At 53.2% G+C, this 25,027-nt stretch carries 24 protein-coding genes; 20 read left to right on the top strand and 4 right to left on the bottom strand.

The window, feature by feature from the left end; genetic code table 11:
- Window positions 1-20: 20 nt before the first annotated feature.
- Together ACNKIB_RS02780 and ACNKIB_RS02775 are read left to right on the top strand one after the other, a co-directional pair.
- A complete protein-coding gene (locus tag ACNKIB_RS02780) occupies window positions 21-2,549 on the top strand; it encodes a TIGR03960 family B12-binding radical SAM protein (RefSeq protein WP_417909018.1) in 2,529 nt (842 codons plus the stop codon).
- Between the two features lie 8 nt (window positions 2,550-2,557).
- Window positions 2,558-3,220: a hypothetical protein gene (locus ACNKIB_RS02775; protein WP_417909017.1), complete on the top strand. Its 663-nt coding sequence runs from the start codon at window positions 2,558-2,560 to the stop codon at window positions 3,218-3,220.
- A 71-nt stretch (window positions 3,221-3,291) separates the two neighbouring features.
- On the opposite strand, the gene ACNKIB_RS02770 is transcribed toward ACNKIB_RS02775, so the two are convergent.
- Window positions 3,292-3,840 (bottom strand): tetratricopeptide repeat protein, encoded by a 549-nt coding sequence (locus tag ACNKIB_RS02770; protein WP_417909016.1) that lies wholly within the window; start codon window positions 3,838-3,840, stop codon window positions 3,292-3,294.
- Window positions 3,841-3,946: 106 nt separating this feature from the next.
- Between ACNKIB_RS02770 and ACNKIB_RS02765 the strand changes: the two genes are divergently transcribed.
- A complete protein-coding gene (locus ACNKIB_RS02765; RefSeq protein WP_417909015.1) occupies window positions 3,947-5,221 on the top strand; it encodes a D-alanyl-D-alanine carboxypeptidase/D-alanyl-D-alanine-endopeptidase in 1,275 nt (424 codons plus the stop codon).
- 6 nt (window positions 5,222-5,227) lie between these two features.
- Here ACNKIB_RS02765 and folE2 read toward each other — a convergent pair whose 3' ends face one another.
- The gene (gene folE2 / locus ACNKIB_RS02760) at window positions 5,228-6,034 is read right to left on the bottom strand and encodes a GTP cyclohydrolase FolE2 (protein ID WP_417909014.1); all 807 of its coding nucleotides are present in this window, start codon (window positions 6,032-6,034) and stop codon (window positions 5,228-5,230) included.
- A 174-nt stretch (window positions 6,035-6,208) separates the two neighbouring features.
- On the opposite strand from folE2, the gene ACNKIB_RS02755 reads away from it, so the two are divergent.
- The 6 genes from ACNKIB_RS02755 to ACNKIB_RS02730 all read left to right on the top strand — a co-directional run bounded on the left by ACNKIB_RS02755 (window position 6,209) and on the right by ACNKIB_RS02730 (window position 11,098).
- Window positions 6,209-7,456 (top strand): tetratricopeptide repeat protein, encoded by a 1,248-nt coding sequence (locus ACNKIB_RS02755; protein ID WP_417909013.1) that lies wholly within the window; start codon window positions 6,209-6,211, stop codon window positions 7,454-7,456.
- A 126-nt stretch (window positions 7,457-7,582) separates the two neighbouring features.
- Window positions 7,583-7,843: a type II toxin-antitoxin system RelB/DinJ family antitoxin gene (locus ACNKIB_RS02750; RefSeq protein WP_417909012.1), complete on the top strand. Its 261-nt coding sequence runs from the start codon at window positions 7,583-7,585 to the stop codon at window positions 7,841-7,843.
- A complete protein-coding gene (locus tag ACNKIB_RS02745) occupies window positions 7,840-8,109 on the top strand; it encodes a type II toxin-antitoxin system YafQ family toxin (protein ID WP_417909011.1) in 270 nt (89 codons plus the stop codon). The genes ACNKIB_RS02750 and ACNKIB_RS02745 overlap by 4 nt, the downstream gene beginning before the upstream one ends.
- Before the next feature lie 72 nt (window positions 8,110-8,181).
- Window positions 8,182-8,316, top strand: coding sequence for a hypothetical protein (locus tag ACNKIB_RS02740; protein WP_417909010.1), 135 nt, complete (start codon window positions 8,182-8,184; stop codon window positions 8,314-8,316).
- 904 nt (window positions 8,317-9,220) lie between these two features.
- The gene (gene ahcY / locus ACNKIB_RS02735; protein WP_417909009.1) at window positions 9,221-10,507 is read left to right on the top strand and encodes an adenosylhomocysteinase; all 1,287 of its coding nucleotides are present in this window, start codon (window positions 9,221-9,223) and stop codon (window positions 10,505-10,507) included.
- 267 nt (window positions 10,508-10,774) lie between these two features.
- Window positions 10,775-11,098: a c-type cytochrome gene (locus tag ACNKIB_RS02730; protein ID WP_417909008.1), complete on the top strand. Its 324-nt coding sequence runs from the start codon at window positions 10,775-10,777 to the stop codon at window positions 11,096-11,098.
- Between the two features lie 174 nt (window positions 11,099-11,272).
- On the opposite strand, the gene ACNKIB_RS02725 is transcribed toward ACNKIB_RS02730, so the two are convergent.
- Together ACNKIB_RS02725 and ACNKIB_RS02720 are read right to left on the bottom strand one after the other, a co-directional pair.
- On the bottom strand, window positions 11,273-12,328 hold the full coding sequence (locus ACNKIB_RS02725) for a hypothetical protein (protein ID WP_417909007.1): 1,056 nt from the start codon (window positions 12,326-12,328) through the stop codon (window positions 11,273-11,275).
- A gap of 223 nt (window positions 12,329-12,551) precedes the next feature.
- The gene (locus tag ACNKIB_RS02720) at window positions 12,552-13,856 is read right to left on the bottom strand and encodes a hypothetical protein (RefSeq protein ID WP_417909006.1); all 1,305 of its coding nucleotides are present in this window, start codon (window positions 13,854-13,856) and stop codon (window positions 12,552-12,554) included.
- Between the two features lie 155 nt (window positions 13,857-14,011).
- Between ACNKIB_RS02720 and ACNKIB_RS02715 the strand changes: the two genes are divergently transcribed.
- The 11 genes from ACNKIB_RS02715 (at window position 14,012) to ACNKIB_RS02665 (ending at window position 24,509) form a co-directional block, all read left to right on the top strand.
- Entirely contained in the window at window positions 14,012-14,707 is a 696-nt protein-coding gene (locus ACNKIB_RS02715) for a succinate dehydrogenase cytochrome b subunit (RefSeq protein ID WP_417909005.1), read from the top strand.
- Between the two features lie 282 nt (window positions 14,708-14,989).
- The gene (locus ACNKIB_RS02710; RefSeq protein WP_417909004.1) at window positions 14,990-16,723 is read left to right on the top strand and encodes a DEAD/DEAH box helicase; all 1,734 of its coding nucleotides are present in this window, start codon (window positions 14,990-14,992) and stop codon (window positions 16,721-16,723) included.
- A 60-nt stretch (window positions 16,724-16,783) separates the two neighbouring features.
- The gene (locus tag ACNKIB_RS02705) at window positions 16,784-17,146 is read left to right on the top strand and encodes a hypothetical protein (protein ID WP_417909003.1); all 363 of its coding nucleotides are present in this window, start codon (window positions 16,784-16,786) and stop codon (window positions 17,144-17,146) included.
- 39 nt (window positions 17,147-17,185) lie between these two features.
- Window positions 17,186-18,205 carry an endolytic transglycosylase MltG gene (gene mltG, locus ACNKIB_RS02700; protein ID WP_417909002.1) on the top strand — a complete coding sequence of 340 codons (1,020 nt, stop codon included), beginning with the start codon at window positions 17,186-17,188 and terminating at the stop codon, window positions 18,203-18,205.
- 150 nt (window positions 18,206-18,355) lie between these two features.
- Window positions 18,356-18,997: a nucleotide exchange factor GrpE gene (locus ACNKIB_RS02695; protein WP_417909001.1), complete on the top strand. Its 642-nt coding sequence runs from the start codon at window positions 18,356-18,358 to the stop codon at window positions 18,995-18,997.
- Between the two features lie 123 nt (window positions 18,998-19,120).
- Window positions 19,121-21,025: a molecular chaperone DnaK gene (gene dnaK / locus ACNKIB_RS02690; protein WP_417909000.1), complete on the top strand. Its 1,905-nt coding sequence runs from the start codon at window positions 19,121-19,123 to the stop codon at window positions 21,023-21,025.
- A gap of 158 nt (window positions 21,026-21,183) precedes the next feature.
- Window positions 21,184-21,501: a DUF4258 domain-containing protein gene (locus ACNKIB_RS02685; RefSeq protein ID WP_417908999.1), complete on the top strand. Its 318-nt coding sequence runs from the start codon at window positions 21,184-21,186 to the stop codon at window positions 21,499-21,501.
- A complete protein-coding gene (locus ACNKIB_RS02680) occupies window positions 21,489-21,701 on the top strand; it encodes a DUF2283 domain-containing protein (RefSeq protein WP_417908998.1) in 213 nt (70 codons plus the stop codon). Before ACNKIB_RS02685 ends, ACNKIB_RS02680 begins: the two co-directional genes overlap by 13 nt.
- A 199-nt stretch (window positions 21,702-21,900) precedes the next feature.
- Window positions 21,901-22,944 (top strand): SGNH/GDSL hydrolase family protein, encoded by a 1,044-nt coding sequence (locus tag ACNKIB_RS02675; RefSeq protein WP_417908997.1) that lies wholly within the window; start codon window positions 21,901-21,903, stop codon window positions 22,942-22,944.
- Window positions 22,945-23,451: 507 nt separating this feature from the next.
- Window positions 23,452-24,222, top strand: coding sequence for an indole-3-glycerol phosphate synthase TrpC (gene trpC, locus ACNKIB_RS02670; protein ID WP_417908996.1), 771 nt, complete (start codon window positions 23,452-23,454; stop codon window positions 24,220-24,222).
- Window positions 24,223-24,353: 131 nt separating this feature from the next.
- Entirely contained in the window at window positions 24,354-24,509 is a 156-nt protein-coding gene (locus ACNKIB_RS02665; RefSeq protein WP_417908995.1) for a hypothetical protein, read from the top strand.
- Window positions 24,510-25,027 lie beyond the last annotated feature (518 nt).

The following is a 25,027-nucleotide window of genomic DNA, read 5'->3' as shown; positions in this document are numbered from 1 at the left end:
AGGCCGCTCTCAAATAAAACATGCATACAAAACTCTCCCTCGACTCCATCCTCCCCTTAGTGCGCAAGCCGGGCCGCTACATCGGCGGCGAGCTGCACGCGGCGCGGCCTGATTACGCGGCGGTTGAGCTTGCCTTCGCGCTCATCTTCCCGGACTTGTACGAAATCGGCACGTCGCACCAGGGCTTGCAGATACTGTATCACATCCTCAACCGCGAGCCGGGCTTGGCTGCCGAACGCTGCTTCTGCCCGGACACGGACATGGAGGAGCAGCTGCGCCGCCACAAGCTGCCGCTCTTCTCGCTGGAGTCGCGGCGGCCCTTGGCGGCCTTCGATGTCATCGGCATCACCCTGCCCTACGAGCTGTGCTTCAGCAACATCCTCACCATCCTTGATCTGGCGCAGATTCCGCTGCGGGCGGCGGAGCGCGGCGAGGACGCGCCCTTGGTCATCGGCGGCGGCTCCTGCTCGATGAACCCGGAGCCGCTGGCGGATTTCTTTGATGCTGTTGTCCTTGGTGACGGCGAGGAGGTGATTCTGGAGATTGCGGCTGCCTTGCGTGCGGCCAAGCGTGACGGCCTCTCGCGCCAAGAAAAGCTGCACCGGCTGGCGGAGATTGCGGGCGTGTACGTGCCGTCCTTCTTTGAGCCGCAGTATGAAGGCCAGCAGCTCAAGGCTGTCATCCCGCTCAAGCCGGGCTATACACACATTCGCCGCCGTATTGTCCCGCAACTGCCGCCGACCGAGCTGCTCGAACGCCCGCTCGTGCCGATGGTCAAGCCGGTGCATGACCGCCTCGGCGTGGAGATTGCGCGGGGCTGCACACGCGGCTGCCGCTTCTGCCAGGCCGGGATGATCTACCGTCCGGTGCGCGAACGCACGGTTGAGCAGGTGATGCAGCTGGCCGAGCAGGGCATTCAGAACTCCGGCTTTGGCGAGCTGGCCCTGCTCTCGCTCTCCACCGGCGACTACTCCTGCCTGCCGGAGCTGCTGACCAAGCTGATGGACCGCTTCGCCGAGGAGCGCGTCTCGATCTCTCTGCCCTCGATGCGGGTTGGCACCCTCACCCCAGAGGTGATTGCCCAGATTAGGCGAGTGCGCAAGACCGGCTTCACGGTCGCGCCGGAAGCAGGCACTGACCGGCTGCGCGAGGTGATCAACAAGGGCATCACCGAGGCCGACTTGCTCGCAGGCTGCCGCGATGCCTTCAATGCGGGCTGGAGCGTGCTCAAGTTTTATTTCATGATTGGCCTGCCCACCGAGACGCTGGAGGATGTGGACGCGATAGTTGACTTGGCGGCGCGGGCGCGGCGCGAGGCCAGCGGCAAGAAAGCGGACATCAACGTCTCGGTTTCCACCTTTGTGCCGAAGCCGCACACGCCGTTCCAGTGGTGCAGCCAGATTTCGCTCGATGAGTCCAAAGAGCGCATCCAGCGGCTGATGAAGAAGCTGCCGCCCAAGGGCTACAAGCTCAAGTGGCACGACCCGGAGCAATGCCTGCTCGAAGGCGTGTTCTCGCGCGGCGACCGCAGGCTTTCTCGTTTATTGGAAGAGGCGTGGCGGGACGGAGCGCGGCTCGACGGCTGGAACGAGCATTTCTCGCTCGCCCGCTGGCAGCAGGCGGCGGAGCGCGTCGGCATTGATCTCGAATTCTACCTGCGTCAGCGCGACCGCAGCGAAGTCCTGCCTTGGGATCACCTCAGCAGTGGTGTTGACCGCAGTTTCTTGGAGCGCGAATACGAGCGAGCGATGGAGCGCGCTTATACCCCTGACTGCCGCAATCAGGGCTGCCAGAACTGCGGCCTCTGTGATTTCAAGAGCATCAGGCCGCTGGTCAATCCGCCAAAGGAGGCAGCAGCAAGCACCGGGCCTGCGGTTCCTAAGCAAGAGCGGGACAAGAACAGTCAGCCGACCATTTTCCGCTACCGCGCCGATTACTCACGCCTTGGCGACGGCCGCTTCATTGGGCATCTGGAGCTGCTCAACCTCGTCTTCCGCGCCTTGCAGCGGGCCGGGCTGCCGGTGCTCTTCTCGCAGGGCTTCAATCCAACGCCGCGCGTCACCTTCAGCCCGGCCTTGCCGGTGGGCGTGGAAAGCGAGATGGAGTTCTTTGAGGTTGATCTGGCTGAACCTGTCCGCCGCCCGGCGGAGGTCATGGCCGAGCTGAACCGCCAGCTGCCGAGCTTCATGGCGATCACTGCCCTTGCTTTGGCCAAGAAAAAAGCCCCGGTCAATGAGATCATCAGCTATGACTGCCTGCTGCCGGAGGGTGTGGATGCAGAGCAGGCAAGAGACAGCATCGCCGCCTTTCAGATCACGGAACGCTTCCTGCTGGAACGCCGCCGCAAGGGTAAAAGCCGTGAGTTTGATCTGAAGGAGTTCGTCAGGAAGCTGGAGCTGGGCGAAGGCGGCAGGCTGCTGCTTGACCTCTATCATCCCTGCGCCGAGGCGGGTGTCGGGCCAAGGGATACGCTGGCAGCGGTGTTTGGTTTGCAGGACGAGCAGGCGGAGCTGGTGCGGATTGTGAAGATGGGGGTGAGGGAGGCTTAGATATATCCATGTGCATTTATTTCATTGCTGCTCTATCCTTCCTTTTTATCGCAAAGTATCTTTGCACAAAGATTGCCTCCTTCGATTATAAGCGGCTGCGAAGCTGGAGCAAAGAGGTGTTGCTTTGGCTTCGTAGTGGAAAAGATGTTTTTGGAGGTGCCTTCGTTGTTGTTGCTTTCTTAGCGATCTGTTGGATACTTGGATGGAATAACAAGGCATTCACAGCGTTAGGCTGTGTACTTGAACTGGGAGGAATGGCGCAGACAACGGTAGGTTTATTAGAAGTATATCAACTTATAAAGAAATGGATCGGAGAATATCCCGCCCGCAATATCAATGGTGCTGTTGAAGCTAATATCGATGCGGCTATTGGCTTTATTGGCTCTTTGTCTGGAGGGCCTGGTGTAATAAAAGATGATCCAAAAAAATCTTCGAATGAAAGGATTAGTAATCTTTTTGTAAATACAAATACACTTGACATGTATATCATACTTCATGAGCGGAGGATAGAAAATCTTGCGGAATCGATAGGAGGTTTGAAATCCATTATCAAAAGTGAAATTAACAGAATCAAGGATGATAATAAAAAAGAGTTAAAACAGCTGCTAGTTGGTTTTGCGTGGATAGCGGCGGGCACTATCATGGGTGCCATAGGTTCTTTGCTGCCGTAGGCTTCAAGGGTAAACATGGAGAAATTGGCAGCTCTGGTGCGGATTGTGAAAGCAAAGGTGCTTTGAGAAGATTATCTCAAATTCTTTTGATGACTTCCTTTGCCATTTTTCTCGATCTGCCTCGTTACTTCTTCAAGCAAATGAGCTGCCCAATTGCTTGTTGTTTCATCAGGAGGCGGATTATCGACCGCCGCAACTTGCTCCAAGCATCTTTTGGCATCAACATATCTCTCAAAGCCTTCGCACAAGATCTGCGCTTTAAGAAACAGGGCATCCGGGTGATCAGGCATCTTGCTCAGGACAAAATTTGCACCTGCAAGGGCATCTGTGTAGTTCCGTTCTGCCTTCATGCGCCGCGCTTTGATTAGCTCTCCTGAAAACCGCTCACGCGGGTTGCGTGGCCTGTATCCTTCCATGATGAAGGTGCCAAAAAGATGCCCCACTCGGTCAACGAGTACAGGAAGCAACCAAGGCAAGACAACGAAAAGCGCGAGGACTGGCCACGACTCCTCCCAGGATTTCCAGATGGTCAACAGGACAAGCAGAATCATGCCGAAGAAGAAGATACGGAGAAGAAAAAATGCTTTTCCCCATCGGTGGAAGCTGTTTTTGTTTCTCATGGATTGGTTCCTGGACAAAAGAAGGGTAGGTCAGAATATCAATTGCTCCAGTACGATATAACACCAGAAAAACTCAGTCAATCTCAAGTTCATCTTGATAGCAAAGATGCGTTCCAATACAATCTCTCTTTTTCTTGTACTGCTGTTTCTTGCAGTTGGCCAAACTGTCCTTGCCTCTGTCTGTGCACCGCCTTACACTGGGCTGATTCAGAACGGAGCCTACGGAATCAGCGATCTGCAAGGAAACATCGTCGAGGGCTGTAATCTCGACATCCCTTACATCCCAGCCAGCATCCTTAAAGTGCCGACTGCGCTGGCTGCCTTATCTGTTCTTGGCCCGGAATACCGCTTCAAGACCCGTTTCTACACGGACGCGCACGAGAGTCTCTACGTCCAAGGCTTTGGCGACCCGATGCTCACCTCTGAGGAGATCCGAGGCATTTTTTCGGAACTCAAGCGAAGAGGTTTGCGGCAAGTCAACACCATCTATATTGACGCAGCCAAGTTTGCCCTCGAATACCAGTCGCCCGGCAGCGAGTTCAGCGACAATCCCTACGACGCGCCAGTCGGGCCGACAGCGGTTAATTTCAATAGCGTGCCCATCCGGGTTATGAAAACCGGCCTGGTGTTTTCTGGCGAGGAAAGCACGCCGGTGCTGCCTATCATGACCGAGTTTGCCAAGAATCTCCCTTTCGGTAGCTGGACGCGAATCAACATCTGCCGGGGCAATTGCAAGGCTAACCACGAAATGGCTCGCTACACTGCCCAGCTTTTCCGTGCTCTTCAGCAGGAAGCAGGCATTCCTGGCCAAGGTCATTTGAGCTTGAAGCAAGTACCGCCTGATGCTCGTTTGCTGTACGAACATCGCAGCAGCAAAAATTTGCAGGAACTGACCGCCTCTTTCCTTAAATTTTCCTCGAATTTCATCTCGAACTTAGTTTATCTGGCAGTTGGGGCAGAGAAATTCGGCTGGCCTGCTACGTGGGGCAAAGCTGATCGGGCCGTGCATCAGGAGCTGGAACGGCAACTCGGCGCAAAGACCGCAGCTGCCATTGTCCATCGCGATGGCTCCGGCCTCTACCGGGGCGACAAAGTAACTGCCCAGGCTATGCTGGAGGTACTGCGGGCTTTTCGCCCTTACGCAGGGCTGCTGCGGAAACACGGCGGCGTGCCAAGCAAGTCTGGCACCATGAAAGGGATTTACAACTATGTTGGCTATCTGGATGACGGCAGGGCCTACGTGATTTTGCTCAATCAAACAGCCAACAAGCGCGGCGAAGTGCTGGAGTTGCTGAAGAACGGCGGCAGAACGAAACCCGTAGTCCGCAAAAAGGCAGCCAAGCGGATGTTTATCGGCAAAAAGAAAAAGAAGCAGCGATAGAACGGCTTATTTCCGCTTGTCGCGGGTGATTACGGCAATAGCGGAATGATTGTGAATGGACTCCACATTTTCCGATTCAATTTCATAGGCGATAATCCGTTCATCTGCATTCAAGCGCACCGCGATATCTCGGACGATATCCTCGACAAACTTCGGGTTCTCGTAGGCTTTTTCGGTTACATATTTCTCATCAGGCCGTTTAAGGATGCCATAGACCTCGCAAGAGCCTGCCTGCTCAATAATGCGGATGATTTCCTCGATCCAGACAAATTTCTTCAGCTCCACGGTCACGGTCACATAGGAGCGCTGGTTGTGCGCTCCGTATCGCGAGATCTCTTTGGAGCAAGGACAGAGGCTCGTGACCGGCACCACTGTTTTGACAAAGACTGCATATCTGCCGTCAACTAGCTCACCCATCAGCGTGACCTTGTAATCCATCATACTAGCAATACCGGAAACCGGCGCAGTCTTCTTGATAAAATAGCAGAAGCTCAATTCCAGATAGGCATCTCTGGCATCAAGCAGCTGGGTCATCTTGAGCAGGGTATCTTTCAGCGATTGCAGGGTAATGGCGAATTCATCGGTATTCAGGATCTCAGCAAAGCGCGACATGTGCGTGCCCTTGAAATCGCAGGGCAGATTAACGTACATGCTGCATTCTGCTACCGTGTGCTGACCCTTGTGCTGCTGATCCTGGACATAGACCGGCAGTCTAAATTTCTTGATCCCCACCTTGTTGATAGCTATCCCTCGTGAATCTCCCATGTTTTGGATGTCGGGAAGCGTTTCTGTGGTCATGCGGGGCAGTGTCATGATGGAATCTTAGCAGTGGTCAGCGGCGGAAAAGAAAAAATGCAGGAAGAGTAATAGATGCAGCACTGGACAGGCAAGCCTTTTTTCATGGCGAGCGACTGACAGTAACGCGCTCTTCTCCCTTTTCTTCAGATATTCTGGTAGAGTGCCGGAACACACCTGGAGGAATGCCTCATGAAGAATGCGAGCGTCTGGATAACCCAATATCAGCAGCCGCTGCTGTTGATTTGCTACAGCCTGCTTGTTTTTGCCCTGCTGCTCAAATGCGGCGAGCGCAAAGGACGGCTGCCGCATCTAATTTTCTTCCTTATCCTCTTCGTCATGGCCGCTGTGATCTTCTTGGGCAAGGATGACAAGGCTGTTTGGATTCCTGCGATGCTTGCTTTCTTGTTTTTTATCGCCGATAAAGTCAAGAACTGGAAGCCAGCGGACAAGCCCGACGGGATGCGTCAGTATGAGGAGGAGCTGAAAACCCTGCGCCAGCAGATTCTTGATCTGCAAGCCTCCGGTTCAATGGCCGACGACAAGCAGCGGCAGCTTCTTGAAGCGCAGTTGCAGGGGGTGCAGGAGCATTTGACCGACATCCGGGAGAGCTGGAAGGAGGAGCAGCTGCGCCGCAAGGCTGCGGACGAGGCTCTTGACCAGATGAAATGCCAGATGCCGGATGCGCGGATCGAAAAGGCGCAGGTCAGTCTGCGGCAGGGCGACACCAAGGCGGCGAAAGAGACCTTTGCCGAGGTGCGCAAGCAGGCGGGCAAAGCGGCGGCCTTGGCGGCGCACCACGAAGGGAAGCTGGCCGAAAGCGAAGTGAACTATGCCGAGGCGATGGAGCTATACCGGGTAGCCGTGCTGCTGGAGAGGGACAACCCGGACTATTTGCTGGCGGCAGGACAGATGGCTAGGACGCTATTCAACCATGCACAGGCGCAGGAATGGCTGGAACGGCTGCTGCGAATAAGGGAAGAGGAGGACAAAGACGGACTTGATTTTGCTCGCGCAGCGCATGAACTGGCGTGGTGTTATGAGTATCAGGGCAGATACAATGCCGCCGAGCCGCTGTATAAGCGTTCACTGGAGATTTGGGAGCAAGCTACTGGCATAGAATATTTGCATGTGGCCGCTATTCTGCGCACTCTGGCCAATCTCTACCGCTACCAAGGAAGATATGCCGAAGCCGAGCCGCTGTGCAAGCGCTCACTGGAGATTTTTGAGCAAGCTCTAGGCAAAGAGCATTCGCATGTGACAACCACCTTACGTACCTTAGCCAATCTCTACCGCGATCAAGGACGATACGAGGAAGCGGAGCCACTGTTCCAACGCGCCCTGTCCATCTTGCAGGCAAAACTTCCTGCCGGGCATTCGCGCATCAGCGGCTGCCAGAAGGACTACGATGAGATGAAGGAGAAGATGGCGGGGTTGTAGGGGCGTTTCGCGAAACGCCCTTACAGGGTGCATCCGTTCGTCCGCCTGCTTGTCTCGCTGCAAAGAAAGAGATAGACTGCTTGTGAACACCCTGTTCAAGCACAACCAACCCATCAGGAGTATATTATGTTGAAGACAGCAGCCGTTCATACCCGCGTTGACCCGGAGATCAAGCAGAATGCCAGGAAAGTGCTCAGGAGGCTGAACATGTCTATGGCCGAGGCAATCTCGCTCTATCTGTCCCAAATTGCACAGCAGCAAAAAATTCCCTTTGAGGTCAAAATCCCCAACAAGGTAACGGCAAAAACTTTGGCCGCTGCCGAACAGGGAAAGGATGTCCGGCAGGCTGCCTCTGTTGACGAGCTGTTCCAGGAGCTGGACAATTGAATCTGCATTACACCGGGCAGTTCAAACGGGATTACAAAAAGGCTCAGAAACAGAACAGAGATATTGTCAAACTCAGAGAGGTTGTCGAAATGCTGTTGCAGGGGGAAGCTCCGCCTCCCAAGTATCGGGATCATCAGCTGACAGGCAAGTGGAAAGGACACCGTGATTGCCATATTGAACCGGACTGGATTCTGATCTACCGATATGTTGGCGATGATCTGTTTTTGGAGCGGACAGGTTCACATTCCGAGCTGTTCAAAAAGTGATTTGGAGCTATTTCAGCAAGCTGAGGGGAAAGCGAGGAAGGAATATGCGCAAGGAACGGCCCGCAGGCTGTGATGCACGAGAAAGACGAGCTGCTGCACCAACGCGCCTTGGCCATCATGCAGGTAAAATTCCCTGCCGGGCATTCGCGCATCATCGGCTGCCAGAAGGACTGCGATGAGATGAAGGAGAAGATGGCGGGGGTGTAGGGGCAGGCCCCTGTGCCTGCCCGGAATGTCTTAGGGCAAGCACAGGGGCTTGCCCCTACGGAATGAATCATTGCCATCATGAACAATAAATTCCCCGGCGGCCATCCAAATATTGATCTTGTTCAGAAAAACCACGCCACGCTGAAGGAAAAGCTGGCAGGGCAGCAAGGGAAGGTGGTTTAGCAGGTTTCGGCCCGGTTTTTGCTCGTGTGCAAACAGTTTTTCAACGAGTGCTTGGAGTATTCACTCGTTTGTTATGAGCAAACAGACGAGTAAATGCTGCATTCAAACGTATGAACACTCCATTTATATGTCTAAATAGAGCTTTTAGATATCCAAATCCTCTTAACAAACGAGTGAGCACTGTTTCTGGACATCCAAAAGCTCTGTTCACACGTCCGTTGCCATCTTTCAAACGAGTGAATGCTGCTTTTGAACATGCAAAAGCTCATTTCATACATCTGAATGCTCCAAACAAACGAGTAAATGCTCTGTTTATATGTCTGAATAGAGTATCCACACGTCTGTTGCCAGCTTTCAAACGAGTGAATGCTACTTCGGAAGATGCAAAAGTGCTTCTGAATGCAGACCAACTTGGTTGTTCTGCATGACCACTGCTGAAAATTCGTAGGATTCCCGGTTGTCCTGGCAGCAATGGCGGCAGCTGACGAGTTTGTCTTGAGTTAGCAGGAGACTCCTCAGCCAGCTCAGGAAGCATACGCGGGTAAGCTGAAGGCCTTCTTGGTTATCCTGAAAGCGATTTGAGGTTGCGAGATATGCTGTGAACCCTGGCTTGGCATGGTAATATACGTGCTTTTTGCGCAGTAAGTATGGTAATACTCAGGAAGCTCAATGAGCCTTGCCTGAAATCTTGCAATCAATAACCAACGATAGGAGCAACCCGATGAATGATTATAAAGTAGCAGATATGAGTTTGGCTGAATGGGGCCGCAAGGAAGTCGCGATTGCTGAAACTGAGATGCCGGGCCTGATGACGTTGCGCACGGAGTACGGCCATGATAAGCCCCTCAAAGGTGCGCGCATAGCGGGCTGCCTCCACATGACAATCCAGACTGCTGTGCTGATGGAGACCCTGGTTGAGCTGGGTGCGGAGCTGCGCTGGTCGTCCTGCAATATTTTCTCTACCCAAGACCATGCGGCAGCAGCTATGGCGAAGGCTGGCATCCCGACTTTCGCTTGGAAGGGAGAAACTGAGGAGGAGTTCTGGTGGTGCATCGAGCAGACGATCTTTGGGCCGAATGGTTGGAAGCCAAACATGATCCTCGATGATGGTGGCGACCTTACCCAGATCATGCACGAGAAGTACCCAGAGCTGATGCAGGAGATTCGCGGCATCTCCGAGGAAACCACCACAGGTGTGCATCGGCTGAATGAAATGGCCAAGGCAGGCAAGCTGCTGGCTCCGGCGATCAATGTCAATGACTCGGTGACAAAGTCGAAGTTCGATAATCTCTATGGGTGTCGAGAGTCGTTGATTGATGGCATCAAGCGAGCCACGGATGTGATGATTGCCGGGAAAGTGGCGGTGGTCGCTGGTTATGGGGATGTGGGCAAAGGCTGTGCCCAGGCACTGCGCAGCATGGGTGCAGTGGTCTGTGTAACGGAGATCGACCCGATCTGCGCCCTGCAAGCGGCCATGGAAGGCTACCGGGTAATGACTATGGAGGAAGCTGCACCCATTGGCGACATCTTTGTAACCTGTACAGGCAATGTGCGCGTCATCACCAGATTGCACATGGACGTGATGAAAGACCAGGCCATCGTTTGCAACATCGGTCATTTTGACTCGGAAATAGATATCGCCAGTATCCGTGAGCTGCCTTGGGAGAACATTAAACCCCAGGTCGATCATGTGATCTTTCCGAATGGCAAGCGCATCATTGTCCTGGCTGAGGGCAGACTGGTGAACCTCGGCTGTGCCACAGGGCATCCGAGCTTTGTGATGAGTAACTCCTTTACCAACCAAGTTCTGGCGCAGATGGAGCTGTGGAACAACTCCAATCTCTACGAGAAGCAGGTTTATTTCCTGCCGAAGAAGCTCGACGAGATGGTGGCCAGGCTCCATCTCCAGAAGATCAATGCCCGGTTGACCACTCTGAGCAAAGAGCAAGCAACCTATATTGGCGTAAATGTTGATGGGCCATACAAGCCGGATTACTACCGGTATTGATTCGGCGGTCTTGCGCAGGCAGGGATAAGGCTGCGGCTGTCCCTGCTTAACCGACTGAGAGCCGAATTCTTGCTGTAATGTTGGTCGGTTCTGTATTGATCTTTTTTCTTGACATCCTGCGTGCGGATATATATGTTATGCTCCATTCACGATGGATTTATCTCCTGCGCGATCAGCGCAGTTGTAGGCTTAGGATAGCAGGAGAGTGAGCTTTGCCGTATCTTACTTACACGCAGTATTCCACTTAACTCACAAAGGAGAAACAACATGAAGTACGCATTACTTGGTTGTGCCGTTGCCTGTCTGTTGGTTTCTGGCTCTGCATTTGCCAGCGAGGAATTGGCAAAGAAGAACTGCATGGTCTGCCATCAGCTGGACAAAGCAGGCATGGGACCCAGCATGAAGGATATCAGCAAGAAGTTTGCAGCTGACAAAGAGGGCGAGCAAAAAATTGTGACCGTGATCCAAAAGGGCAGCAAGGATGCAACAGGTCCCGGCAAGATGATGGCTCCGATGGCCAATGTGAGCGAGGCTGATGCCAAGGCGATTGCCACCTGGATTCTGTCTTTGGCGGCTGAGGAAAAGAAGTAAGTAGCTTCTTACCGTTAGTCCCGCACAGACAGCAAAAGGGTAGGCATAATGCCTGCCCTTTGCTTTTTTGATCCCATAGAATCGTTGGGCAAGCAAAAAGGCACAGGATTCTCACCCCGTGCCTTGATCTGATCAGGTCTGCCCGCAGGCAGATCGTCGTCTGTCCGCTGCTATTTAGAACTTGAAGCGCAGACCACCACCGAAGCGTCCGTACTCAGCAAGACCATCGAACTCATCAACTGCGCTGCGGATCTCCAAGAAAGCAGAAACGTTGAAGGCTGATGGATCGCCATAGATCCGAGCACCTGCATTGACCATAACATCAATGTCAGTATCCCCTGAATCGTCATCCACATCGCCAGAGGTAATCCAGCCGCCTACACCTAAACCGACCCAGCCATTGACATCGCCTGCTGTCCAGTTGTAGTTGGCAAATACATCCAACAGCAGAGCGTCATCGCCGTCATCGCCTTTGACTTGCGGGGCAACACCGATCATACCCAGGAAGGAAACGTTTTCAAAGCGGCTGCCAGGGGCAAAGGGGCTGTACTCCACACCAATCCGGCCAAAGACGTAATCAGCGGGATCAGTCTGCTTAAAGTAGCCAAGATCGCCAACAAAGCGCAGGGGGCCTGCTTCAGAAGGAGGCTCTTGTTGGGTAGGGTCTTGTTGCGTAGGATCAACTGGTGCCATCAGGCATTTTTCAGGAACATCCTTGCACTCAGGACGGCATTTGTCAGGATCGTTCGGGTTGTCCTTGCAGGTTGCTGGGCAGTCTTTGGGGAACTTATCGCAGACATTGCAATTGAGATCTGCGCACACTGCTGGGCAGTCTTTGCCCTGCGGGTTAATGATGCAGTCCACTGAGCAATCGTCACAGGAGAAGCACTTAATGTCCTTACAGATATCCGGGCATGTTGGATCAGCAGGAGTCTTTTTGCATTCAGGAGTGCAGTCACTACAGGATTGGCATTGCACGTCTTTGCAGATCTCCGGGCAGCCTGGTGCGCCAGGATGCTGCTTGCAGGTTGCCGGGCATTTTTCGCAGGAGGTCTGACATTCAGGAGATTTACAGATATCAGGGCAGCCTTTCGCATAGGGATTTTGCAGGCACTCTGGCGAGCAATCATCGCAGGTCCAATGCTTTTTGCCGAACTTTCCTCCAGCATGAACAACACCTGCGGACAGCAGCAACAGTGCCGCAGTCTGTAGCAACATCTTTGTCTTCATCTTCCAACTCTCCGTTTCTGTTAATTTTTCCATCCCTGCCGCCTGATTTCCGGGCATCTCCGAAAAAAATCAAGCGAAATGAGCGGTCAGCTATTATTGGTTTGTTATATAATTTCTGCCGCAATCTGGCAAGGCAAAAAAGCAGGCTATTTTGCTTCGCCATACCGAACAGCGGCAAGAAAAAACAGCAGGATGTTACCAGAAAGCGCAGGCCGCCCTTTGCTTAAAACCGGCAACGCAGCCCTACGCCAAAACGTCCGTACTCAGCAAGACCATCGAACTCGTCAACCGCACTCCGTATCTCCAAGAAGGCAGAGACATTAAAGGCTGAAGGGTCGCCATATACCCGGGCACCGACATTGGCCATGATATCGATATCTGTATCTCCTGAGTCATCATCCACATCGCCAGAGGTAATCCAACCGCCTACTCCTAAACCGATCCAACCCTTCATATCCCCTGCTGTCCAGTTGTAGTTGGCAAACATATCCAACAGCAGAACGTCGTCGCCGTCATCGCCTTTGACTTGCGGCGCAACACCGATCATGCCGAGGAAGGAGATATTCTCAAAGTCACTGTCTGAGGCAAAGGGACTGTACTCCACACCAATTCGGCCAAAGACGTAATCGGCTGGATCCGTCTGCTTAAAGTAGCCGAGATCAGCGACAAAGTGTACTGGTAAGGATGGCTCTTTTACCGGCTCTTTGACAACAGGAGAGACTGGGCAGTCAAGCAGCTTGCACTCGTCGGGACAGTAATCAGGATGAAGAGCACAGTCAGGCGGGCAGTCTGCGCAGGTGACTGGCGGACAGTCGCTGTCCGGGCAGGCAGTAATGCACGCTTCAGGCACACCTTTACATTCTGCCGGGCACTTTTCCAAATCATCGAGACATACTGCTGGGCAATCCAAAGGGAAATCATAACAGGTGAACTCTGGCAAACATTCCACCCGGCAGTTTTTACATTCCACCGGACACTTCTCCGAATCATGAGGATCTAACCTACACTCTGCTGGGCATTCTTTCGGGCAATCAGCGCAGACTCCGCTGGAACAATCTTTGAGCTGCTCTGTTTTCAGTAAGGCTACGTTGCCGCATATCTTGGGCACGGTAACTGTATAGCTCTGGCATTTTTCCTTATCGGTGAGGAGAAATTCGTAGCCATCAAATGGTTCTTTGCCACCCCAGGTAAGATCACGGACCACCTTCACATTACCCTTACCATTGCGCTTGAAGAACATCCAGAGGAAGGTAGCACCCGGCTTGTACTGCATTTCCTTGATTTCGGCCAAGGGAAACTGCTTTTCCAGGAGATTATACAGCTGCGCACTCTTGCTTCCTGTCTTATCAAGCCCCTCTTTGATCTCATCCTGATGCTCTCGCATCATTGCCTTGAGATCATCCGCAGACTGCAAGGGCGGTTGATGAAAAGGATGCCGTCCCAGCGTGGTGATAGTGCTTGCAGCTTGGCCAGCCCCTGCCGATAAAATCAACAGCATTGCAGCGTGCAGCAGTGCATTCAGTCTCATTTCGGCTTTCCTCTCTTGTTCGACTCAAGTTTTCCGGCAAACAGACGATGTTGGATATTCATTGTATATAGACTCTTCAGCAATCTGGCAAGATAAAAAAGCTACGGCTGGCTAAACAAAGGCGGTAATTGCAGCATATCTGTTTCCCGGTTAAAATGGGAAGGCTGTTTTTCGCTGCGCCTTTATCTTCAACCGCCATTCGCCAAGGTATGTCTCTCTTTGTTCAGATCTGCACTTCCTCGCTCGGCAGAAAATACATCATGGCCCTGACTGGCCTGCTCCTAGGCAGCTTCCTTGTCTTTCACGCCGCAGGCAATAGCTTGATTTTTCAAGGTCGAGAAGTATTCACTGCCTATGCCGAACACCTGCGTTCACTTGGGCCTCTTCTACCAACTGCCGGACTTTTCTTACTGGCGGTCTTTCTCCTGCACATCGTCACCGGGATCAGTTTATTTCTCCGTAACCGCCAAGCGAAATCTGGCAGATATGCAGGCAGCAAGTCCGCCCTTGCGCAAACTTGGGCTGTGCGCACGATGCCCTACACCGGACTGCTCAATCTCGCTTTTCTTCTGCTGCATCTGGCCACAGTGCGTTTTACCGATCAGGCCATTCCCGTGGCAGAGAGAGTAAGCAGGGTATTGACCAATCCTCTGTTGGCCCCACTCTATGCCGTCGGCATTATGGCTCTGGTTTTGCACATCAGCCACGGCTTTTGGTCGCTCTTGCAAAGTGTAGGAATCAATCATCCTGGCTGGAATACCGTACTGCGAGGAGGCAGTTTGCTGATCAGCTGTTTGGTACTCGCAGTTTTCCTGGGGATCATTCTTTACGTTAACTTGTATCAATTTTAGGCGTAACAGAGCAAGATAAGTTGCTCGGCCAAACTCCTTTGTGGCCAAGGAAAATTGATGAGCGGTCTCGTTTACCTCGATGGTATCCTCTTCCTTGAGTGAAAAAAATCCGTGCAAAAGAAAAAAAGTTTGTTTTCTGACTCGATACAGGGTATCTTAGCAAATCTTCATCCATAGTCCATCCTGTCACCCTTTCCGCACAACCCGCGCATTACAGCAAGCCTCGCAGCATGGCTGCTTTTTTTCTATTAATTGCCTTCAGTTGAAACAGGAACACCCCTTATGAGCACATTTGCAGATCTCGGCATCAGCAGCGAAATCATCTCCGCGCTTTCTGATCTGGGCTTCACCGAGCCTACCCCCATCCAGGCGCAGGCTATTCCGTTAATTTTGAAAAACCATGCGGACATAGTCAGTCTGGCCCAGACCGGAACCGGCAAGACCGCAGCCTTCGGCCTCCCGCTGGTACAGCTCATCGATCCGAAGAGCAGGCAGACGCAGGGGTTGGTGCTTTGTCCGACCAGAGAGCTGTGTATGCAGGTGTCCAGAGATTTGGCATCCTTTGCCCGGCATATTCCGGGGATTAATATTGTCGCGATTTACGGTGGCGCGAGCATTGAGCAGCAGATGCGGGAACTCCGCCGAGGTGCGCAGATCATTGTCGCGACCCCAGGGCGACTGCGCGACATGCTCCGGCGGAAAATGGCTGACATCACGGCGGTTCGCTTTGTTGTGCTGGATGAGGCTGACGAGATGCTGAACATGGGCTTCCAGGAAGAGCTGAACGCAATTCTGAGTGAGACCCCAGCCGAGAAAAACACCCTGCTTTTTTCCGCAACAATGTCGCGGGAAGTTGCGGACATTGCCAGCAAGTATATGAGCAACCCGGTGGAGATCACCGTCGGGGCGCGCAATGCCGGTTCGGAAAACGTCAGTCACGAATACTATGTGATTAACCCCAGAGACCGCTATGCAGCTCTGAAGAGAATCTTGGATAGCTGCCCTGAAATCTACGCTATCGTCTTCTGCCGGACCCGCATGGACACCCAGGAGATTGCCGACAAACTGATTCAGGATGGTTACAAGGCTGATTCGTTACATGGCGACCTGACGCAATCCCAGCGCGACCTGGTGATGAAGAAATTCCACAGCAGGAATCTCCAGCTCCTGGTTGCCACAGATGTTGCAGCCCGTGGTTTGGACGTCAGCGATCTGACCCACGTGATCAACTACAGTTTGCCGGACGATACTGCCGGTTACACCCACCGGAGCGGACGTACCGGACGCGCTGGCCGGACTGGCATCTCCGTGGCTCTGGTTGATGCGCGGGATATGTATAAGATCAAGCAGATTGAAAGCCGCCTCAAGCGACAGTTCCGGCAATGCACGATTCCCAATGGCCAGGAAATCTGCCGTAAACAGCTTTTCAGTCTGATTGAGCGCCTGAGCAGCGCAGCCGTGGATCAGGAGCAGATCGAGCCACTTTACAGCGAAATCGCTGGCCAGCTTGAGCATCTGGATAAAGAGCAGTTGATCAAGAAAATCATCGCGCTCGAATTCGGTAGATTCATGGAATACTACCGGAATGCGCCTGACATCAACCCCAAACCTTCTGAGCGGCGACTCAGCAGCAGTCATCCCAGCCTTGGTGTGCGGAGCAACCGAGGCGAAGAGCGAAAGCCCAACCCGCGCAGCGAGTCTATCGGCAAAGAATTCGCCCAATTTCACTTGAACGTCGGTCGCCGCAACGGTATTCTGCCGGAAAACCTGATCAGCACCATTAACGAGGTACCTGGCGGCGGGCGGATTAAAGTTGGCAAGATCGAAATCCTGCGCAACACCGCCATGCTGGAGGGAGAAAGCCGTTTTATCCCGCAAATACTCCACGCTTTTCAGCAAGTCAAAGTGAATGGCAAGCCAGTAGATGTCAAAGTGGTGCAGGAAAAGCCGACCTTCCGGGCTGACCGGGTGGATAATGCGAGAAAATTCCGCAGAGAGCGGGAGCAACATCGGTAAAAGATCGGTCAACAAGAAAGGGTACGTTCCAGACTCCTTTCTTACTCGCTGGCCAAGGAGTTGAAGTCGGCAAGACTTCTTTGCTGCTTGGCCGCAAAGGAGTTTTGCCGACTTGCAAAGGAATCTTGCTCGGCAGAAAAGGAGTCTGGCCGACTACCAAAGCAGTTTGGCCAAGCCGCAGAGGAGTTTTGCCGACTCAGAAAGGAGTTTGAGTCGGCAAAACTCCTTTGTTGCTTACTAGGAAAGGAGTTCGGCTTGGCCAAACTCCTCTTCTGCCGAGTACAACTCCTTTCTTACCAAGCAAAACTCCTCTGTAAACGAGCTGTACTCCTGCCTTACTTCCTTGCCAAGCTCTTCCAACAACTACGGAAGATTCGTTTTTCGCTTCAACTGGCTGACCGCTTGCTGTACTATAAACCGTAACCCTGTTTATTGACTGCAACTTAGGCCAGAGTTCTCTTCATGCGTTCGCTTCTCCGCATCCTTTTCGTACTATTTCTGAGCAGCAGCTTGCTCGCCGCAGGTTGGTTGGCGTATTACGTCTTCAAGCCCCTGCCCGGCCACGGCGAGGTGCTTGTTGTGCTGCCCAAAGGCGCAGGCAGCCGCCAAATCATGGCCCTGCTCGGTGAAAAAGGGGTGATCAAAGATGACCTCCGCTTTTTGGCCTTAGTGCGGCTGCTGCGGGAGATCGAACGGGATAATCCGCCCAAGTTGCGGGCAGGTGAATTTCACGTCCCGCTCGGCCTAACCCCGCTCCAGGTGATCCGCTTTCTGCACACCGCCAAACCGGTTCAGTATCGGGTGACAATTCCTGAAGGGCTGACGATGGCCCAGGTTGCCGACATCTTTGCCAAGCAGGGTTGGGCGGATCGGGCCGTGTTTCTTCAGCTTTGCCAGGACAAAAAGTTCCTGAACAAACTGGGCGTGCGAGCAGACTCGCTCGAAGGCTATCTTTTCCCGGAAACCTACAGCCTGGTGCGCGGCGAAACAGACGAGCAAATCCTGATTACCAGCATGGTCCGGCGTTTTTTCGCGGTCTGGAAAGAGTTGAACCCAACCGAACTCAGCGCACAAGAGGCAAAATATAGTCCCCAGCAGCTGCTTATCCTGGCCTCCATAGTCGAAAAAGAGACCGGCGCAGCCAGCGAGCGCAAGACCATTGCCGGGGTGTTTTATAACCGCCTTCGCATTGGAATGCGCCTACAATCTGATCCAACCACCATCTATGGCATCAAGGATTTCAACGGTAATCTGACTAAGGCTGACCTATTAGCCGAAACTCCCTACAATACCTATGTGATCAGCGGCCTGCCTATCGGGCCAATCTGCAATCCCGGCAAAGCAGCTTTAGAGGCAGTGCTGCATCCGGCGGAAGTGCCTTATCTGTACTTTGTTTCTAAGAACGATGGCAGCCACCAATTCTCCCGCACCTTAGAGGAGCATAATCGGGCAGTGTCCGTCTATCAGAAAAGGAAAAATTGATTGGCTGGCCAATCGGTTTTTCCGCTCCTCTTGAAAACCGTAATCTCTCGCTGGCAGGTTCTTCCCTTGACACACCCCTCCCCTGTGCTTACCGTTGCCGCAGATTTGCTGCATCAATGACGAACATCGCTCAAGAGAGGGAGAACATACGTGGCTGAAGAGAAAAAAAACGAAAATAAGATGACTGAGGAAAGTCAGGCCCAGCCTGCTAGCGAGCAGGTGCAGGAGGCCAAAGCAGCGGCAGCTGCTCCTGCCGAGTCAGCTGAACTTGTGGAAGAGGCTGCTGCTGAAGAGGCGCAGGGGCCGGATCTTGCTGCCCTAACCAAGGAGCTGGAAGACACCCGCGCCAAGCTCGATCAGGTGACGCGCTTTGCTGCTGAGGCCGAGAACTCGCGCAAGCGGATGGAACGCGACAAGGAGAAGCTGCTCAAGTATGCGGGCGAGAACATCCTGCGTGAACTGCTTAACACAGCGGATAATTTAGAGCGGGCCATTGAGCAGGGCAAGGTTGAGGGCGGCGATGCGGAGCAGAAGCTGGCCGCGCTCTTGGCAGGCGTGGAGCTGACTAAGAAGGGCCTCGACACCATGCTGGAACGCTGCGGTGTAACCCCGGTGTCTTCGGTCGGCCAGCCGTTTAATCCCGATCAGATGGATGCCTTGACCATGGAAGCCAGCGAGGAACTCCCGGCCAACCACGTGGTGAAGGAGTTTGCCAAGGGTTACGCCTTCAAGGACAAGGTGCTGCGCCATGCGCAGGTGGTGGTGTCCAGCGGCCCGGCGAAAGCAGAATAGCCTGCCCAGAATTCTTGCTGCCGCTGAACAAGTCCCCTTGACAGCGGTATTTTCATGCACATTGTAGAGAGCGGCAGGCAGCTTTGAACCGTTCAGACGACAACATATTGAAGGAGATATATCATGGCTAAAATCATCGGCATTGACCTCGGAACCACCAACTCCTGCGTGGCGATCATGGAAGGCGGCGACCCCAAGGTGATCGAGAACAGCGAAGGTAACCGCACCACCCCGTCCATCGTCGCTTTTCCCGACAGCGGCGAGCGGCTGGTCGGCCAGATCGCCAAGCGTCAGGCCGTCACCAACCCCACCCGCACCTTGTTTGCGATCAAGCGCCTGATCGGGCGCAAGTTCTCTGATCCTGAGGTGAAGAAGTCCATCCAGCTCAGTCCCTTCGCCATTGTTGAAGGCCCGAACGGCGACGCGATGGTCAATGTCGAAGGCAAGAACTACTCGGCGGCTGAGATTTCCGCGATGATTCTTGGCAAGATGAAGAAGACTGCTGAGGAATATCTGGGCGAGCCTGTGACCGAAGCGGTCGTAACCGTGCCAGCCTACTTCAACGATGCCCAGCGCCAAGCGACCAAGGACGCAGGCAAGATTGCTGGCCTCAACGTGCAGCGGATTATCAACGAGCCGACCGCCGCCGCCCTCGCTTATGGCTTGGACAAAAAGGGCGAAGAGACAGTAGCAGTCTTCGACCTCGGCGGCGGCACTTTTGACGTGTCCATTCTGGAGATCGGCGACGGCGTGTTCGAGGTCAAATCCACCAACGGCGACACCTTCCTTGGCGGTGAAGACTTTGACATGCGTATTGTCAACTGGCTGGCTGACGAGTTCAAGCGCGACAACGGCATTGACCTGCGCACGGACAAGATGGCCTTGCAGCGGCTGAAGGAAGAGGCGGAAAAGGCCAAGAAAGAGCTGTCCTCCTCTTTGGAGACCGACATCAACCTACCCTTCATCACTGCTGATGCAACCGGCCCCAAGCATCTCAACATCAAGATGTCCCGCGCAAAGCTGGAAGCCTTGGTCGCTGATCTGATCGACCGTTGCGAAGGCCCTTGCCGCACCGCGCTCAAGGATGCCGGACTCGATCCGTCCAAGATTGACGAAGTGATTCTGGTCGGCGGCATGACCCGGATGCCGAAAGTGCAGGAGAAGGTGAAGGCGATCTTTGGCAAAGAGCCGCACAAGGGCGTGAACCCGGACGAGGTGGTTGCGGTCGGCGCGGCGATTCAGGGCGGCGTGCTCAAGGGCGATGTGAAGGACGTGCTGCTGCTCGATGTCACCCCGCTGTCCTTGGGCATCGAGACCCTTGGCGGCGTGATGACCAAGCTGATCGAGAAGAACACCACCGTCCCGACCAAGAAGAGCCAGGTCTTGTCCACTGCCGCTGACAGCCAGCCTGCCGTGTCCATCCACGTGCTTCAGGGCGAGCGGGAGATGGCTGCCAACAACAAGACCATTGGTCGTTTTGAGCTGAATGACATTCCGCCTGCGCCGCGCGGTGTGCCGCAGATCGAAGTCACCTTTGACCTTGATGCGAACGGCATTCTGCATGTGTCCGCCAAAGACTTGGGTACGAACAAGGAGCAGTCTATTCGCATCACCGCCTCTTCCGGCCTGACCGAGGCGGAGATTGAGAAGATGAAGAAGGACGCGGAGCTGCACGCGGACGAGGACAAGAAGCGCAAGGCCGTGATCGAGGCCCGCAATCATGCGGATTCGATGGTCCACATGGCCGAAAAGAGCCTGAAGGATTTGGGCGACAAGGTGGATGCCTCGACCAAGGGCAATGTGGAAAACGAGATCAGCAAGGTGAAGAAGGCGATGGAGAGCGAGGACGCGGAGGCGATCAAGGCTGCCACGGAGTCGCTGACCCAGGCTTCCCACAAGCTGGCCGAGCTGATGTACGCGCAGGCTTCTCAGGGCGGTGCGCCCGGTGCTGACGCAGGTGCGGCTGGCGGCAAGAAGGGCAAGGATGATGACGATGTGGTGGATGCGGATTTTGAGGAAGTGAAGTAGGCGTTCACTGCAACTGTGCAGTGATGAACAAGGGGGAGGGCAGGAAATCTGCCCTCCCTTTTGCTATTTCCGAACCTGCCTGCTTGCGAGGAGAAGGAGCTGCTGATATACTGATTCTTGCGCACTATGCTGTTTCATTCATAAAGAAACTGTCTTCCATGTCAGATGAACTGCTGTTTCAGGTTCTCACGCCGCTGAATTTCTCCGTTCGAGTCACGCGCTCGTATTGGGAGTATATCGTCAGCATCAAGCACCCGGTAATGGCGGGCTGCGAGCAGGATGTCCAAGAGACGCTTGAATCCCCGGATGAGGTTCGCGTTAGCCGCAGCGACTCCGATGTGTATCTGTTTTATAAATCCAAGCAGGCAAGACGCTGGGTCTGTGCCGTAGCCAGACAGCTTGACGAGGAAGGCTTTCTCATCACCACGTATCCGACCGATGCAATCAAGGAAGGAGTAAAGATATGGCCCAAGTGAAAGTGTACTTTGACAAGATCGGCAACACGCTGACCGTTTGGCTTGATGACCCGCAGAAAGAATACATTGCTGAAGAAACGGGCGATGAAGTGATCCTGATGAAAGATCGGGAAGGACGGGTCATCGGCTTCGAGAAGCTGAACTTCAAGACTGCCGAGTCAGAACGGGTGCAGGTGGCCTTTGAGGCGATGGCGGCGTAAATGACTGACATGACAGATAGGCAAAAGGAGAGCAGATGCGTTCCGCTCTCCTTTTCTGGTTGCCTTGCTAACGGCTTCAATCAACCCAACTGATTCGCCCAAGATGAGCAACAGGAAGTGCTGGCATGAAAAACTGATCTTTTCTGCCGGAGCCGTTATAATTCCCTTCCTATTCTTCCTCGTTTCCGGGGAGATTGTGATGCGTTTCCTGGTAACTCCGCGCTTCATTCCTCCTCCTCCGCTGCCACGGACGATTGATCCGTATCAATTCAACCCCTATATCGTTCAAACAAAGCCGTATTTTTATTTTCATATTCCAAAAGCAGCGTACATCCAGGCTCGATCAGCTTATCGTGTGCAGTATGTTATCAATTCCCGAGGATTTCGCGGCCCAGAAATCATCCTTCCCAAGCCAGTAACAGTTAAACGACTTCTCGTTGTAGGGGATTCGATTGTTGAAGGGCATGGTAGCGAATTCAGCAACACATTTACCCATCTCTTAGGTGCGCATCTTGGCCGTGCTGACTGGGAGGTTGTCAATGCAGGCGTACAAGGAGCAAGTCCTGTTTACTATGCAGCCAATGCAGAACGCTATGCCGCTTTAGAACCCGATGCTGTGCTTCTCATGCTTTACGAAAATGATTTATGGGAAGATCGTGAGAGGGAATTAGCCTATTTTCATTTTCCATCTCTTGATGATGCAGATCGAATTCTCTATCCTACAGCTGAAAGCAGAAGACCTCTTTCGTATTTCTATGCGGGTTTGACTCGTTTACGGCGCAATCTCCTGCGTTCCCCTTTGGAACAGCTGATTGCCGATCATCAGAAAGCCCTCAAGCAGACGAATGAATTTCAAGCCGCTGTCGGTAAAGGGCCATTTGCGCTTCCTTCGGCCTTAGTTGACAGATATTGGCAGATGAGTCAAGAATATCTGAATTACTTTGCGACATATTTACAACAACGCAAGGTAAAACTGCTCATAACTCATCTAAGTGTACACTCTGTGCAACCAAAGAGCGGTCTCTCTGCCCTTAATTATGCCAACAGTGTTGATCATCATGCTTCCAGATGGGCAAAAGAAAAAAAGTTACCCTTCTTTTCGCTCTTACCAATGATGCATCAGGCTTTTAAGGAGAAAAAGGTAGCCGAACTTATCATTAAGGGCGACGGACATCCCACCAGTAACACTCATGCCCGCATCGAAGCAGCCTTACGCCCTTGGCTTCAGCAGCATCTTGATTAGCCCAAAGCATCATCCTTCCTGGCTGCGAGCAAGGTAGCTGGCAAAGGAGTTTGGCTCGGCAAAAGAGGAGTTCTGCCGACTTGGAAAGGAATCTTACTCGGCAGAAAAGGAGTTTGGCCGACTCCAACTCCTTTGCAAGTCGGCAAGATTCCTTTACGGCTGAGCCAAACTCCTTTGTGGCTTAACAGGAAAGCAGTTTGGCCAAGCAAAACTCCTCTTTTACTGAGTACAACTCCTTTCTGGCCGAGCTAAACTCCTTGGTCAACGAGTAATCCTCTTCCCTGGTAGAGTTACAGAGAACTTCCGCAAACTGTGCAAGATACCAAAGAGCACGTGATTACATCCGCCGCACCTCAAGCAAGAGGTGCTCTCTCTTTTCTTTGCGCTGAAGCTGAAGCAAAATTGAGCCGAGCAGGGCTGCGTCTTCTGATTGCCGTCAAAGATGGCGCATGGTATGCTGCGTCTGCCCTTTGTTTTGATGAAAAATGAGCAAAAAAGCCCAACATCATGATTCTTGACACTATCGCCGCGCGTAAGCGGGAAGAAATAGCTGCCCTGAAGCAACAGGGCATTCGTCATCCAGACCTCCTTGTGCCGCCGCCGCGTGGTTTCAGGCAGGCTTTGCTCCAGGCAGAAGGCGTGGCGATCATCGCGGAAGCCAAGAAGGCCTCGCCCTCAAAAGGTTTGCTCTGCGCGAACTTTGATCCCTGCCAAATTGCGCGTAATTACCAGGAGGGTGGTGCTCATGCCCTGTCCGTATTGACGGATGTGGACTTTTTTCAAGGTGCTCTGCACTATATCCCCTTAGTGCGGAACACGGTTGCCTTGCCTGTCTTGCGCAAAGACTTCATTCTTGATCCGATCCAGATTGAGGAGGCCGCCATCTATGGTGCGGATGCAATCCTGCTCATCGCTGCGTTGCTGACCACAAGCCAGATGCAGGAATTCAGGCTCCAGGCAGAGGAGCACGGCCTTGATGTGCTGATCGAGGTGCATGATGAGGCAGAACTTGAGCACACTCTGGCTGCCGGAGCAAACCTGGTGGGGATTAACAATCGTAATCTAAAGGATTTCAGCCTTGATTTGGCAACCACCTTTCGCCTGAAGCAGCTCATTCCAACTGAGATACCTGTGGTGAGCGAATCGGGCATTACCAGTAAGGCTGATTTGCTGCGCCTCAAAGCAGCTGGGGTCAAGGCAGCCCTCATTGGGGAAAGCCTGATGCGTAGTGCAGAGCAGGGCGCAACTTTGCGGGAATTCCTTTCGCTTGAGAGCTAGCGCAGGAAAAAACAGCTGTGTTTGATTTTTGCTCCGGCAGGGTAAACATAGGTGTTAGAGTCTGCTAGGGCCTGTTAACACTGTTTGAGTGCTGTCACGATCAAAGCAAGAACGACGAACCCCATAAACATGTGGTCAAGTTTGTCGAAACGGTTGAAGATGAGGCGGAATCCCTTCAACCAGTCGCGGTGCCGCTCAAGGAGCTGGTTGATGTGAAGACGCGGCTGGGGAGGATGCGGGCGTGGTCAGCGGGTTCGGCTCAAGCCGGTACTGGATCGTTGCCATAATGTCCTCCGATGGGATTTAAGATGCTGATGACAGCAGATAAAAAAATCTGTTTCGCAGCATACGGAGCGAGGCCCGGCCTGTCAAGAGAAAAAACAGCAGACTCGAACGCATATAAGTCCGCAAAACTTACCTACGTATGTCTGCTGGACTTACGTATATAGGTCTGACAGACTTACGTACATAAGTCCGATGGACATACGTAGGTAGGGCCTGTTAACACTGCCTGCTTAATTAATAACCTTCTGTTATTGTTGTCCTATGGAAGTGAATACTCCACCGGCTTAAAGCCAGTGGCTTCGATTGACAGCTAAAGCTGGCGGGGTCAGCTTCGCCGACTCTCTTATACCTCACCGTCAATCTTAAAATTGTTGTCAGAAGTGCTGTCTTGTTCTTCAATTGTGATCCACGCCAAGCGCAAATGTATTGAAAATACAGCATGTGAGCCATGATTATATGTTTCCATGCTCCCAGCTTAACCTAAGTTCCGCTGAAGCTGCCACCTGAAGGTGGGGGTTTT

It is taken from the genome of Candidatus Electronema sp. PJ (assembly GCF_048287395.1).
In the GTDB taxonomy this organism is placed as follows: domain Bacteria; phylum Desulfobacterota; class Desulfobulbia; order Desulfobulbales; family Desulfobulbaceae; genus Electronema.
This window is presented reverse-complemented; position numbering and strand designations above follow the sequence as displayed.